This is a genomic window from Alteromonas alvinellae, from assembly GCF_902705805.1.
Map to the genome: position 1 here is coordinate 105,424 of NZ_CACSIH010000110.1, position 13,362 is coordinate 118,785.

At 45.6% G+C, this 13,362-nt stretch carries 12 protein-coding genes; 3 read left to right on the forward strand and 9 right to left on the reverse strand.

Annotated features, from left to right (window positions below; translation table 11 throughout):
- Positions 1 to 7: 7 nt before the first annotated feature.
- A complete protein-coding gene (locus ACX5KA_RS07530) occupies positions 8 to 748 on the forward strand; it encodes a MauE/DoxX family redox-associated membrane protein (RefSeq protein WP_458730791.1) in 741 nt (246 codons plus the stop codon).
- 35 nt (positions 749 to 783) lie between these two features.
- Here the strand turns inward: ACX5KA_RS07530 and ACX5KA_RS07535 are convergent, their stop codons facing one another.
- From ACX5KA_RS07535 to ACX5KA_RS07560, 6 genes are all read right to left on the reverse strand, one after another.
- Positions 784 to 1,764 (reverse strand): histone deacetylase family protein, encoded by a 981-nt coding sequence (locus ACX5KA_RS07535; protein WP_458730792.1) that lies wholly within the window; start codon positions 1,762 to 1,764, stop codon positions 784 to 786.
- Positions 1,754 to 3,601 carry a GNAT family N-acetyltransferase gene (locus ACX5KA_RS07540; protein WP_458730793.1) on the reverse strand — a complete coding sequence of 616 codons (1,848 nt, stop codon included), beginning with the start codon at positions 3,599 to 3,601 and terminating at the stop codon, positions 1,754 to 1,756. The genes ACX5KA_RS07535 and ACX5KA_RS07540 overlap by 11 nt, the downstream gene beginning before the upstream one ends.
- A gap of 238 nt (positions 3,602 to 3,839) precedes the next feature.
- The gene (locus tag ACX5KA_RS07545; protein ID WP_039221014.1) at positions 3,840 to 4,337 is read right to left on the reverse strand and encodes a YqiA/YcfP family alpha/beta fold hydrolase; all 498 of its coding nucleotides are present in this window, start codon (positions 4,335 to 4,337) and stop codon (positions 3,840 to 3,842) included.
- Positions 4,338 to 4,388: 51 nt separating this feature from the next.
- The gene (locus ACX5KA_RS07550) at positions 4,389 to 7,493 is read right to left on the reverse strand and encodes an efflux RND transporter permease subunit (protein ID WP_458730794.1); all 3,105 of its coding nucleotides are present in this window, start codon (positions 7,491 to 7,493) and stop codon (positions 4,389 to 4,391) included.
- Between the two features lie 21 nt (positions 7,494 to 7,514).
- A complete protein-coding gene (locus ACX5KA_RS07555; protein ID WP_458730795.1) occupies positions 7,515 to 8,660 on the reverse strand; it encodes an efflux RND transporter periplasmic adaptor subunit in 1,146 nt (381 codons plus the stop codon).
- A gap of 312 nt (positions 8,661 to 8,972) precedes the next feature.
- Positions 8,973 to 9,644, reverse strand: a complete 672-nt coding sequence (locus ACX5KA_RS07560; RefSeq protein WP_039221022.1) for a DNA-J related domain-containing protein — start codon at positions 9,642 to 9,644, stop codon at positions 8,973 to 8,975.
- Positions 9,645 to 9,806: 162 nt separating this feature from the next.
- Between ACX5KA_RS07560 and ACX5KA_RS07565 the strand changes: the two genes are divergently transcribed.
- Positions 9,807 to 10,523 (forward strand): DUF1499 domain-containing protein, encoded by a 717-nt coding sequence (locus ACX5KA_RS07565; RefSeq protein ID WP_458730796.1) that lies wholly within the window; start codon positions 9,807 to 9,809, stop codon positions 10,521 to 10,523.
- Between the two features lie 126 nt (positions 10,524 to 10,649).
- On the opposite strand, the gene ACX5KA_RS07570 is transcribed toward ACX5KA_RS07565, so the two are convergent.
- Together ACX5KA_RS07570 and ACX5KA_RS07575 are read right to left on the reverse strand one after the other, a co-directional pair.
- On the reverse strand, positions 10,650 to 10,967 hold the full coding sequence (locus ACX5KA_RS07570; protein WP_458730797.1) for a DMT family transporter: 318 nt from the start codon (positions 10,965 to 10,967) through the stop codon (positions 10,650 to 10,652).
- 109 nt (positions 10,968 to 11,076) lie between these two features.
- Positions 11,077 to 11,679, reverse strand: a complete 603-nt coding sequence (locus ACX5KA_RS07575; protein WP_458730798.1) for a LysE/ArgO family amino acid transporter — start codon at positions 11,677 to 11,679, stop codon at positions 11,077 to 11,079.
- Between the two features lie 218 nt (positions 11,680 to 11,897).
- On the opposite strand from ACX5KA_RS07575, the gene ACX5KA_RS07580 reads away from it, so the two are divergent.
- Entirely contained in the window at positions 11,898 to 12,782 is an 885-nt protein-coding gene (locus ACX5KA_RS07580; RefSeq protein WP_039221030.1) for an ArgP/LysG family DNA-binding transcriptional regulator, read from the forward strand.
- 78 nt (positions 12,783 to 12,860) lie between these two features.
- Here the strand turns inward: ACX5KA_RS07580 and ACX5KA_RS07585 are convergent, their stop codons facing one another.
- The gene (locus ACX5KA_RS07585; RefSeq protein WP_458730799.1) at positions 12,861 to 13,184 is read right to left on the reverse strand and encodes a diguanylate cyclase; all 324 of its coding nucleotides are present in this window, start codon (positions 13,182 to 13,184) and stop codon (positions 12,861 to 12,863) included.
- Between the last annotated feature and the right edge of the window lie 178 nt (positions 13,185 to 13,362).

Sequence of the window (13,362 nt, forward strand, 5' to 3'; positions counted from 1 at the left end):
GTCCACAATGTCAAAGCGCGCCGTTCTTTATCGCATGGTTACCCCGGACCATATTTGCCCCTTTGGGCTCAAATCAAAAGACCTACTAGAGAGAAAAGGCTATAAAATTGAGGATCATCACTTATCCAACCGAAGTGAAACCGACGCCTTTAAAGAAAAGCACAACGTGAAAACTACCCCGCAAACGTTTATCGATGATGAGCGCATTGGTGGTTATGACGACCTCAGAGAGTATTTCGATTTGAAACAGGAAAGCGAATTCGGGTCACGCTATACACCTATTATTGTGATTTTTTCTTTAGCTGCGCTTATGGTACTTGCGCTTATGTTAAAAGGCGGTCTACCAGCAGGGCTAGAGCCTTTTATATTGAATTTCATTGGAGTGGCGATGGTAATACTTGCCCTTCAAAAGCTGCAAGACTTAGTGGCTTTCTCAAACCAGTTTATTACCTATGACTTATTAGCAATGAAGCAGGTACGATACGCGTATATTTATCCTTTCGCAGAGGCGTTTGCCGGGCTTGGTATGCTTGCAGGGTTCCCTGCACTATTGGTCTCACCCGTTTCCATTTTTATCGGCGCCATTGGTGCGGTTTCAGTTATCAAGGCGGTTTATATCGATAAGCGCGAGCTTAAATGTGCCTGTGTGGGCGGTAACTCAGACCTCCCCCTTGGCTTTATATCACTGACAGAAAACCTAGCCATGTTAGGGGCCGGACTTTACATGTTGTCTGCATGGCTAGCCTAGTCTGAAAGATTGCTGAGGCTAGATAACCCGTCGTCCTATTGTGCTTCTTCGATAGGACGACTCATGCCTTTTAGGTGGGACACTACGCTGCGGCCTAACGCACTTAAATCATAGCCGCCTTCTAGCATACTTACGATACGACCTTTGCAACATGTATCAGCAACGACGCGAAGCTGTTGACTTACCCAGAAATAGTCATCTTCTACTAGGCGTAGGTGAGCCATTGGGTCTTCAGCGTGAGCATCAAAGCCTGCAGAGATAAAAATCAGTTCAGGCTGAAAGTTACGCAATGCATCAAACCAATGCTGCACTTTTTCTCTAAAAACGTCTCCTGTTGTGCCGGCTTCCAGCGGTACCGAGAGAATATTACTTGCCGACACCGGCGAGCCACTGTGCGGATAAAAAGGGTGCTGAAAACTGCTACACAGCATAATGCGCTGGTCGCCAGCAACAATTTGCTCGGTTCCATTTCCGTGGTGCACATCAAAATCGACAATGGCTACCCGTTTCAGCTCATAGTTTTGAAGCGCGTAGCGAGCAGCTATAACAATGTTATTAAAAATACAAAATCCCATAGCACTATCGTATGTCGCGTGGTGTCCTGGTGGCCTAGTGGCACAAAAGGCTTGCCGGTCATTGCCATCCATTACCCAATCGACAGCATTACACCCTGCACCAGCCGACTCAAGCGCAGCGTTTAGGCTGTGGCGCATTAAGCCAGTATCTTCATCTAACCATGCCACGTTATCTTTGTTTTCTGAATACAGCGTTTTTTCGTGGTCGTTAAATATAGATTGAGCCGCATGCTCAAACACACTTTTTACATAATATGGGTCGTGCGCTAGTTTCAGGTAGGATTCGGCAATAGGCGTAGCGTCAGCATGTTCACACACCATATCTAATCCTGAAGAAAGCAGTTGGTCGTCAATCGCAAACAAACGGTCTGGCGACTCGGGATGGTCTTTGCCTAAATCGTGTTTAGTGCCGTGCTTGCCACGAAATATTTTAATTGTCATGCAGTGATGCCACGTCTAGTACTAACTCTATATCACTGGGGTCGCCAGTAAATTTTCGTTTAAATTTGGCTTGTTCGAAAATAGCGATCATGGGGCTATTATCGCCACGCACGTAAGCCATCATTTTCGCAATGCCTCTTATTTTTGCTACCGTGATAAGCTCGTTTAACAAGCGGCTTGCCATGCCTTTTCCTTGCTGGGTTTCCCGAGTGACAAAAGCAGCTTCACAGGTATTGTCGTTTGGGTTGTAGTAGAAGCGACCCACCGCGTGAATGGTAATGCGCGAGCCTTCTTGTCTTACTATGCATAACGCTGCATCAGAGCTTTGATCCACCGACACCAAGTTACATGACTTTTCACGCGACATTTGTTTCGGGTCGTAGTTGTAACGCAGCCTTAACGTTTCTTTAGTATGGGAATAGAAAAATTCTTGCAGCCGCCTTTCATCTGCAGGATTAAGCGGGCGCATGTAAAATGTTTCACCCTGTATATTGAGCTTTTTAAGCTGAATAGCCCCTAGTTCCGGAATATCTGTGGGGTACTTTTCTTGATAATGGGGCACCCAGTAATGCTGACGCACTTCTTCTAATAATGCGGCACGGAATTTAGGGTGGGCCACGCGAATAAGCTCTAACGCACGCTCTCGAATGCTTTTTCCTTTAAGCGATGCTATGCCGTATTCGGTAACTACATACTGTACATTACCGCGTGACGTTACCACGCCTGCGCCTTCGCTTATACGCGGTGTAATACGTGAAATAGTTTCGTTTTTTGCGGTAGAAGGAAGCGCAATAATGGCTTTACCGCCTTTACTAATGGACGCGCCAGTTACGAAGTCAACTTGACCGCCTATGCCGCTGTAAAAGTCATAGCCCAGTGAGTCAGCTACCACCTGCCCGGTTAAATCCACTTCTAGGGCGCTATTTATGGCAACCATATTGTCGTTTTTAGCGATATTAGTAGGTTTGTTGACATAGCTACTCGGGTAAAACTCAATGTGTGGGTTACTATCAATTAAATCGTATAGGTTGCGTGTACCAATGGCAAAGCTGGTAACAATTTTACCGGGGTGAAAAGTTTTCTTTTTATTCGTAATAGCGCCAGACTCTAACAGTTCAATAATACTGTCAGTGAGCATTTCACTATGAATTCCTAAATCTTTGTGGTTACACAGGTATTTAAGGGTGGCACTGGGTATTTTACCAATACCGAACTGCAATGTAGCCCCATCGTCCACCAGCATAGATACATACTGACCAATTCGTTCTGCCACCGAATCAATGGGCGGCGGCGTCACTTCAACCAACGGCTCTTCGGCTTCTATGCACGCCGTGATTTCACTGATATGAATATAGGAATGTCCAGCAGTTCTTGGCACTTGAGGGTTAATTTGAGCAATAACTTTTTTGCTTTGCCTGATGGCAGACATGGCAATATCTACCGCAGGGCCTAGCGAGCAGTAGCCGAATTCATCGGGAGGGCTTACATTAACCAGAGCGGCATCAAGCGCCAGTGTACCATCGCTAAACAAGCTTGAAATTTCAGAGAGAAAAACAGGGGTGTAGTCGGCGCGGCCTTCGTCAACGGCTTTTCGCATGGCCTCACCACCAATGAAAAACGTGTTGGCTTTAAAAAGGTTCTTATACTCGTCTTTTACCCATCGGGTGTCGCCTAAGGCCAACATATGCACCAGTTCAATATCGCTGAACCCTTCGCTATTATCAATAAGGTGCTGTACCAATGCGTGCGGTACTGCCGCATTTCCCCCGACAAAGACACGACAACCCGACTTTATTAGCGACGACCATTGCGGCGCTTGAGGTAAGTTAAATGCCATTTCCTTCTGCCCCGTGTTAAGCAATGCCCCATCATGCCATAAATATAGGTAATTTTATGTATTAACCCCCACCTGAATATAAGCGATTAGTCTTACCTTACAAAACAAACCAGTAGTAACAAAAAAGCCTACTCATTAAATAAGTAGGCTTTAAACATTGGCGATCTTTTTGACGCAACAAATATTACGCCGGTAGCACCGTTTCAAAAGGTCAGCTCCCTGTGTGTAACACTATTCACTAGTAGCGAAACTTCTCCAGCCAATTTCTGAAAAAGGGTGAAATTACTGATTTACTATTAGCTAAGCGATGACCATCGTTAAGCAATAGCAACTGAGCTTTTTGGTGACGTGCATACTTAAGGCTGTTTTCAATAGGTACGATGTCATCATTCCAACCATGCACCAAGCTCACATAACCATCGTACGGGAAGCGTTGAATCTTGTAGTTGGGCAAGTAAAGCGCAGGCGCCATCAAAAACACGCCTCTGGCTGAAATCTGACTGGCGGCAGCAAGTGATACATAACCGCCCATGCTCGAGCCTACTAACACAACGTCATTACACTTTTCAGCGATGGTTTCTTTTAATCGCTCTAGGCGGGCTTCGGGACAGTCGAGATCTTGATAATCGATACTCTCAACACCAAAGCCCATATCGTTTGCTACATTCGAAAGCGTGGTTATCTTACTGCCCCATGGCCCGCTTTCTTTACCGTGAGAAAAAACAACGGTGGTCATTACCAATATCCCTCTGTAAAAAATGAAAAGTTTTTCCCCACTCTAGCGTACTTACTCGTTATTTGTCTTCCTTATGAAATAGTTTTCTACCATAACGTAGAACATAGGAACGAAGAATATCGCTAGAAAAGTCGCTGCAAACATGCCGCCCATTACCGCAATACCAATAGCGTTTTGGCTTGCTGCACCTGCACCACTGGCTAATGCTAATGGCGTAACCCCTAAGATAAACGCCATTGACGTCATCAAAATTGGGCGAAAGCGCTGAGATGCCGCATTAGAAACAGCGGTCATCAGGTCTTCACCGTTTTCGTACTGCTCTTTAGCAAACTCTACGATAAGAATGGCGTTTTTCGCCGCTAAGCCTACGGTAGTTAAAAATGCGACCTGTAAATACACATCGTTGGGCAGGTTAAATATGAAGGCCGCGGTTACCGAACCTAAAATACCTAAAGGCACAACAAGCATTACCGCAAAGGGTACCGACCAGCTTTCGTACAACGCCGCTAAACACAGAAAGACAACCAAAATAGAAATGGCATAAAGCATAGGAGCCTGAGAACCCGCCTCTTGTTCCTCATAAGATAAGCCTGACCACTCAATGGCAAAACCAGGAGGCAGCTGTTCAACCAGCTTCTGCATTTCAGCCATGGCTTCACCTGACGATACGCCTTTTGCCGCGCTCCCCTGAATGTTAACCGAAGACAAGCCATTAAAACGCTCTAGCTTGGGCGAGCCGTACACCCACTCTGTTGTTGAGAATGTACTGAAAGCTACCATTTCTCCGTCGCTGTTGCGCACAAACCACTTATCTAGGTCTTCAGGCGTCATACGATGGGGAAGATCTGCCTGCATATACACACGCTTAATTCGGCCTTTATCAATAAAGTCATTCACGTAGCTTGAGCCCCAGGCGATTTGCAGTGCGTTATTGATCTCACTTAAATTCAAGCCAAGTGCCGATGCTTTTTCGCTATCAATGTTGATTTTAAACTGGGGCACATCGCTTAAACCGTTAGGGCGGACACCTGCCAGTTTCGGGTTCTGAGCAGCCATACCTAACAGCTGATTGCGCGCATTCATCAGTGCCTCATGGCCATTTCCACCACGGTCCACCAGCTGCATGTCGAAGCCCGTTGCGTTACCTAATTCCATAATAGGTGGCGGCACAATTGGAAACGCTGACGCATCTTCAATCTGGCTAAATGCGCCAAACGCTCTACCCATTACAGCAAAGGCCGAGTTGTTTTCGTCACGCACACTCCAGTCATTGAAGTTTAAGAATGCCATACCGGCATTTTGCGCTTGCCCCGCGAAGCTAAAGCCCACTACCGCAAACATTCCGTTTACCGCTTCTTGTTCTTGCTCAAGAATGTAATCTTCAACCTGCTTAATGGATTCTAGGGTACGCCCTGCTGTCGCGCCCGGAGGTGTGCTTACCAACACCATCATTCGACCTTGGTCTTCATCTGGCAGAAAGGCTCCAGGAAGCTGGCTAAAGATAAATACCATTCCACCCACCAGTAAGCCGTATACAACGAAGTAGCGCTTAAAACGCTTTGCCATGTGGTTAGTTGTTTTCTGATAGCGGTCGCGTCCTTTGTTAAAGGTGCGATTAAACCATCCAAAGAAACCTTTATTCTTGTCGTGTTCCTCTGAGTGCTGCTTCAATAAAGTGGCACATAATGAAGGCGAAAGCACAATAGCAACCAGCACTGAGAATGCCATAGCTGAAACAATAGTTACTGAGAACTGTCGGTAAATAGCTCCGGCTGAACCGCTGAAGAAAGCCATAGGAATAAATACCGTTGATAGTACCGCGGCAATCCCCACAAGTGCACCGGTGATTTGCGACATAGACTTCTTCGTCGCTTCGGCAGGCGGCAAGCCTTCTTCTTCCATGATGCGTTCAACGTTTTCTACAACAACAATAGCGTCATCAACAAGAAGACCGATAGCCAACACCATAGCAAACATGGTCAATACATTGATACTAAAACCAAAGGCCAGTAACACCGAGAAAGTCCCAAGTAGAACAACAGGTACAGCAATGGTGGGAATAAGCGTTGCGCGCCAGTTTTGAAGGAACAGCAGCATCACCAAGAACACTAGTACAACCGCTTCGATAAGCGTGTGAACCACTGACTCGATAGAAAGCTCAATAAAAGGCGAACTGTCTACTGGGTAAACCACTTTCACCGTATCAGGTAGGTTTGAACGCAGCTCTTCAACTCGGGCTTTTACCGCTTTGATGGTGTCTAGCGCATTCGCACCTGAAGCAAGGCTTATCGCCATTCCTGATGCAGGCTTGCGATCATAACGGACAATAACGTCATAACTTTGCGCACCAAGCTCAACTCGTGCAACATCACGCACGCGAACTTGTGAACCGTCTGTGTTCACACGAAGCACGATATTCTCAAAATCTTCTACGGTTTGAAGGCGGCTCTGCGCTTGAATCGTGGCGTTTATTTGTTGATTTTCGATGGCAGGTAAACCGCCCAACTGCCCCGCTGACACGTCGGTATTCTGCACTTGTACTGCACCCTGCACGTCTGTAGGCGTCAAGTTATAGCTGTACAGCTTATCTGGGTCTAGCCAAATTCGCATTGAACGCTGTGCACCGAATACTCTTACGTTACCCACACCGTTAACCCGAGAAATAGGGTCACGGAATTGGGAAACGAGCAGATCGCTTAAGTCGTACTGCGTCATTGAGTCGTCTTCAGAGTAAAAGCCTACCGCCAATGCAAACGCGCTGTTTGCCTTAGTCACGGTTACCCCTTGTTGCTGCACTTGTGTGGGCAACAGTGGTAATGCCCCCTGCACCTTGTTCTGAGTTTGCACCTGTGCAATATCGGGGTCAGCACCAGGCTCAAAAGTGAGCGTGATCGACATGCTGCTGTTAGAGCTGCTTGCAGAGAAGTAACGAAGGTTATCAATGCCTGTTAGGCTTTGCTCAATAACTTGTGTTACCGAGTTTTCGACAGTCTCTGCAGATGCACCTGGATACGTTGCTGAGATAGTCACCGATGGTGGCGCTACCTTTGGGTATTGTTCAATGGGGAGTGAGGTAATTGCCAACACACCCGCCATCATTGTAATAATCGCCAGCACCCATGCAAACACGGGCCTGTCTATAAAAAAACGAGCCATATTACTTAAATTCCTTGTTTGCTATCGTGAGCCACGTGATGAAGGTTGCCATTCTGATGGGTTAACTCTGGCGCCAGGCTTTACCTTCTGATAGCCAGTCACAATGACTTTTTCGCCTTCGTTCACGCCATTTAGCACAACGTACTGGTCACGGTATATCTTGCCGATTTCTAAGGTTCGGCCCTCTACCTCATTGTTTTGGTTCACTACATATACAGAGAGCGAACCATCTGGCTGACGTGTAGTAGCTCGCTGGGGAACAAGAAGCGCATTCTCACGTCCTGTAATAACGTGGCCTTTTACAAACAAACCAGGAAGCAACACGCCATCAGGGTTAGGCATTTCAGCGCGCAACGTTACCGAGCCTGTACTTTCATCAACCGTTACTTCAGAAAATTTAACGCTACCTTTTTGTTCGTAGCGCTTGCCAGTGACTTCATCTACGGTCAACTCAACATCCATTGAGCCTTGCTTACGCATAGACTGACGAAGAGTAATGATAGATGCGCCAGATTCCTGCATGTCGATATAAACAGGGTCCAATTGAGTAATAGTGGCTAACTGCTGTGCTTGATTTGTGGTAACCAGCGTGCCTTCGGTAACATATGAGCGGCTAATTCGACCGCCTATGGGCGCGTAAACCTTGGTGTAGCCCATATTAACTTTAGCAACATCAACTGCCGCTTCAGCCACACTTATCGCTGCTTGCGCTTGCTCTTTTTGCGCAATAACATCGTCATATTCTTGTTTGCTCACCGCATTTTGTGCCACAAGGTCATCGTAACGTCGCGCTTTGGCTTCCAATGTTTTTAGATTTGCTTGAACACTCTTAAGGTCAGCTTTGGCACTGTTCAGCTGTGCTAGGTAGCGCGCTTCATCTATTTGATATAGCTGCTGCCCTTTTTCCACATATGCGCCTTCTTCAAACAAACGTTCAGTGATAACACCATCCACCTGAGGTCGCACTTGCGACTGGCGCGACGGACTGACGCGGCCTGGCAACACCATTTCATGCACTACAGGTTGTTGTTTCAGCGTAACTACCGATACTGATGGAGCAGGCATGCCTTGCTGAGCACCTTGCTGTGCTTGCTCGCCTTCGTTCGAACACCCAATAACACCCAAAAGGGTTATTAATGCTGCTGTAACATAAAAAATGCGGCTCATAAAATTTCTATTTCCCAATAACTTTCATACAGAGCACAGCCATGGTTCTGTATCGTTAAATTAAACGTTAGTTGTGCTTCCAATGCGCCGAGTTACCCCAATCCCTACGTTCGGGCAAGAAGAGGATAATCGGAAAAGACATGGCATAGCTAAGCGATCATTAATACGAATCTACGCGCTTATAGGTCATATTGTGCGCATTTAACGATAATAATAAAAGCCAATGAAGGCGAAGTTACCGATGTTGTCGGTCAGTTACCGATGCCTATGTACATTATGCGAATAATACGAAGCTAATAGGCAACACATATTCTATTTAGACGAATAGTAACGGCTAAGAACTTGATAAGCGTGGATAACTGACTGTGCTTCTTGTTGCGTTCCACCTTTATCTGGGTGAGCGGATTGCAGTCTGCGTTTGTAAACATGTTTTAGCTGCACAAGTGTGACGGGCTCGCCTTCGGACAGCCCAAGTACAGTGTGAGAAGTGCTGATATCTTCTTGGTCATGCCTGCTATTACAGCCACCCGACATCCTTTGCCAAAATGCATTTAGCAATGTGTCTACGGTTTTACGGTCAGTTTCTTCAAAATTACCCCAATCTAGATAATACTCAGCAAGCGCATCATGGTTTTGTAACGCCGTCACCGCTTGTTCATCATTACTATGAGCTGGGACACTCTCATCAAAATTATTGAGTTTTATGCCTAGTGCATGAATCTCTAACACACCTTCATTTTGCTCTATCCAATACTGCTTTAACTGATACAGTGCATGAAACAGAATAAAATGCGTTTTAAAAAGCATTAGCGGGTCGCGCAGCGCATCTTCATCGAACAGCTTATAAGGCGCTTTTTTTAATAGCTCAATAAGCGCATACTCAGAAATACCGTTAATAAACAGCGCTTTTTGCGTCGATAAAACATCAACAAGAAGTTCAGCTTGCAATGCGTGTATATTTCTGGCGTCCGGTTGTGTATTCAAACCTAGTACCTATTAATTAACGTCGGTAGAAGAAGATAAACCAAGCGGTCAAATATGTCGCGTGCGGGCGTAGGTGAATTTTGTTTATCGAAAGTAAACCAAATTACCTCTTTCACTGTTCAAGTAGGTTGGTCAAACTAAAATAACAACCTTGGAGTTCCCTTGAAAGCACTCATTGCCCTTACCAGTATTGTTGGTTTTTTAATGGTGGTTTTACCTGGACCGCTATATCAGTACGCCGGTGTTAGTTTAGGTACTGCATTTACCTCACTTCGTTTTGGCGTATATGTAGGCGGCGCAGCGTTAATACTAATTATTCTGCAAGTATTGATTAATCGCAAAAGCGTAAACTGGGGTAGTACACTTGTATGCGCGATTTTATCGTTAGTAGCAGTTGGCATGCCCGTTAGCATGATGAGTAAAGCGAGCGCCGTTCCCCCCATTCACGACATTACCACTGACGTAACAAACCCACCTGAGTTTGTTGCCATTGCACCACTTCGAGAAGGCGCACCAAACTCCATTGCCTATGAAGGTGGTGAGGTAACCAAACAGCAGCTTGAGGCTTATCCTGAAATTAAAACTCAGCGACTTCCTCAACCTATAAACGAAGTTTACATGGCTGCAGAAAAAGCCGTTGTAGCGCTTGGGTGGGAACGAGTAAGTGAAGGCGCAATCCCTAACACGGTAGAAGCAACCGATACTACCGCTTGGTTTGGCTTTAAGGACGACGTAGTCATTCGATTAACCGCCAAAAGCGATGACACCCTTGTAGATGTTCGCAGTAAATCGCGAGTAGGTAAAAGTGACTTGGGTACAAACGCTGAGCGAATTGAGACTTTCATGGCTGAACTAAGGAACCAGTTGGGTTATCACTAAACCAACCTAAAAAGCGCAGCAACTATATAAAAGCCCGACAGTGAATCGCTGTTGGGCTTCCTCTTTTTATCAATCTATCGAATGAGCTAAACACGGTCATCGAAGCCAGGGTTCGGTTTTGTTGTACTAGTGCGCGAGTTTAAGTACCACTACGCCGGCCACAATAAGCGCCACGCCGAAGTAACGGGCTAGCGACGACGGGTCGCCGTAAAACATCACGCCTACCAAAAACGTGCCCGCTGCACCTATACCTGTCCATACGGCGTATGCGGTACCTATAGGAATTTGTTTTTGTGCCATCCAAAGGCAAAAACCACTGGTAACCATAAATCCTATCGCCAGCAATATTCCCATTACACGGGTTTCCGCCTCTTGCGACATTTTTAGTCCTACGGGCCATCCAATTTCCAATGAGCCCGCAACGATTAAATAAATCCAGCTCACTTATATATCCTTAAAATTACTTGTTTTGGCTTATCGGTAGAATATACCTGCACGGCTATAGGATGATATTCAATGCATCTTAGCATGTTGCTATTCAGCGTTTTTCTTACTAAAGGCTAGCCAACTGAATGCTGACCATACCTAATACTGCTGCGTTTAAACGGTTGAACCAGCGCCAAAAGTTGGGACGCTGCATGTGGTGGGCAAAACGCGCTGTCAGCGTGCTCAACCCTATAAACCACACAATAGATGCCCCAATCGCACCGCCAACGAACCACCATTTGTTTTCTTGCCATTGGCTCGCCAAATTGCCCATCAACAGCAAAGTATCTAAATAGAAATGTGGATTTAACCAAGTTACCGCTAACGCAATAAGGAGCGCTTTTTTAAACGACAGCTGCTTTTTTGCCATTTCTAATACAAGAGCGTCATTTGCCAGCGAAGACTTTATCTTGTTAAACGCTATCCACAATAAAAACGCTACGCCAGCCCATTTGGTCACCGTTACTAGCATTGGGTACTCCTTAAGCAACAGGCCAAAGCCCATGGCACCCAAACTAATAGAAATGGCATCGCTTAAAATGAAGAGTAAAACAAATAGCGAGGTCCATTGCCTTTTCATCGACTGCTCAATCAGAAAGCTATTTTGCGCGCCTACTGCGATAATAAGGGTACCGCCCATCACGAAACCACTCGTTGCTGCCGCCAACATGATAAATGCCTCTTCGAATAAAGAATTGAATAAATATTTCTATGCACGTTTCTTGCTTTGATTTGCGGCACTTGCCGCTTAACGTGGGATCTGAATATCCCAGCAAGAAACTTAACTGACGCTATTTTATACACCTTGCACCACTTAATTAAATTAATGATACTTGTGTTACATAAGCATAATTAATATTTTTAACGTTCATTTCACAGGCTACAAAAATGTTAGATTACGACGCACTTCGGTGCTTTCATGAAGTATTGCGCTATGGCGGCTTCGAAAAAGGAGCACAGGCATTAAATCTTACACAGTCTGCCGTTTCGCAAAAAATTAAACGGCTAGAACAAAGTGTAGGCGGGCCTGTTATGGTGCGAACAAAGCCTCTTAGAGCAACGCCGCTGGGAAAAGAACTGCTTGCGCACATCCAGAAAGTGAGTGTATTGGAAGAAGCCCTTAACATCAAAAGCGGCTTAGAAGCTTCAGCAGCCCCTATTAGCGTGGCGGTGAATAATGATGTACTTGCTACTTGGTTTTCACAAGTTATGGCGGCGTTTAGCGATAAACGCGCTAACCCCGTTCACATCGTCAATGCTGATCAAACACAAACTAGAGACATTCTTCAGCAAGGTCGCGTTATGGCATGTATTAGCCAAACGGGCACGCCCGTTACTGGCGGTCAGTCGATAAGGCTAGGTACCATGCGCTATCAGCTTTTTGCGTCGCCGCGTTTTATCGAACGATATCTTCACAAAGGCGTGTCGCCTGATAGTGTGATGAAAACACCAGGCCTATTGTACGATGAGTATGATGTTACATTACTTACTGACTATCAAAGAGAGTGTTTACATATAGCACCTTCGTTCACCACGTGCCACTGGTACCCGTCGTCTCACGGTTTTGTAAAAATGGCGGTGGATGGTGTGGTATGGGCGTTACTTCCCACATTACAGGTTGTGCAAGAAGTGAAAGAAGGAGAGCTCATTGCACTTTTCCCTGATAAAGAGCTAGGCGTTCCTCTTTTTTGGCATTGGACTACCCTTGAATCGGCCGCCCTTGCCGACCTGACAAAAGCCGTAAAACAGGTCGCCAAAACACAGTTAAAATAACCTGCTATTGAGAGCTAGACATGCATTGGTCAGTTTTATGTTTCTCTTTAATACTGTACATCAACTTGTCGGCTTTAGTTAATAAGCTCGATAAATCTTTGCAACGACTTGCAAGACATTGTCCCCTGCGTTATGCCCATACTGATCATTAATTTCCTTGAATTTATCAATATCAATGAAAAGTAATGTTAGATAGCCGCCCTCCTTGTGGAAGTTATTCAACAGAGATTGCGCTCCCCCTTCCCAGCCACTGCGGTTAAGCACGTTGCATAACGAGTCAGTAGACGCGCGCTTAAATGCACTAAGCCTGTCATCATCGAGTTTTTTTACTTTCCTTGATGTGGCAATAGCAAAAATAAAGGCCTCGATAGTAATACCCACTATAAGAGAATATCGATACATGAATGCCGAGGCGTCTACGAAAACTAAACGAAAAAGCTGTAAGAATAAAAACCTAGGCTTTGCATTCTAGTTCCCAGCATGCCTACATATAAGGTCAGAGCCAAACAAAAGCCAATAAATAGGCTCATCATGAGCGTGTGGACCGACACCTGAGGTATCCCCACAAATAATGACTAAA

Coding starts and splice junctions, on each gene's coding strand:
- ACX5KA_RS07540 (WP_458730793.1), bottom strand. CDS start 3,601: ATGGCATTTAACTTACCTCAAGCGCCGCAATGGTCGTCGCTAATAAAG.
- ACX5KA_RS07585 (WP_458730799.1), bottom strand. CDS start 13,184: ATGTATCGATATTCTCTTATAGTGGGTATTACTATCGAGGCCTTTATT.
- ACX5KA_RS07575 (WP_458730798.1), bottom strand. CDS start 11,679: ATGTTGGCGGCAGCAACGAGTGGTTTCGTGATGGGCGGTACCCTTATT.
- ACX5KA_RS07555 (WP_458730795.1), bottom strand. CDS start 8,660: ATGAGCCGCATTTTTTATGTTACAGCAGCATTAATAACCCTTTTGGGT.
- ACX5KA_RS07545 (WP_039221014.1), bottom strand. CDS start 4,337: ATGACCACCGTTGTTTTTTCTCACGGTAAAGAAAGCGGGCCATGGGGC.
- ACX5KA_RS07550 (WP_458730794.1), bottom strand. CDS start 7,493: ATGGCTCGTTTTTTTATAGACAGGCCCGTGTTTGCATGGGTGCTGGCG.
- ACX5KA_RS07535 (WP_458730792.1), bottom strand. CDS start 1,764: ATGACAATTAAAATATTTCGTGGCAAGCACGGCACTAAACACGATTTA.
- ACX5KA_RS07580 (WP_039221030.1), top strand. CDS start 11,898: ATGTTAGATTACGACGCACTTCGGTGCTTTCATGAAGTATTGCGCTAT.
- ACX5KA_RS07530 (WP_458730791.1), top strand. CDS start 8: ATGTCAAAGCGCGCCGTTCTTTATCGCATGGTTACCCCGGACCATATT.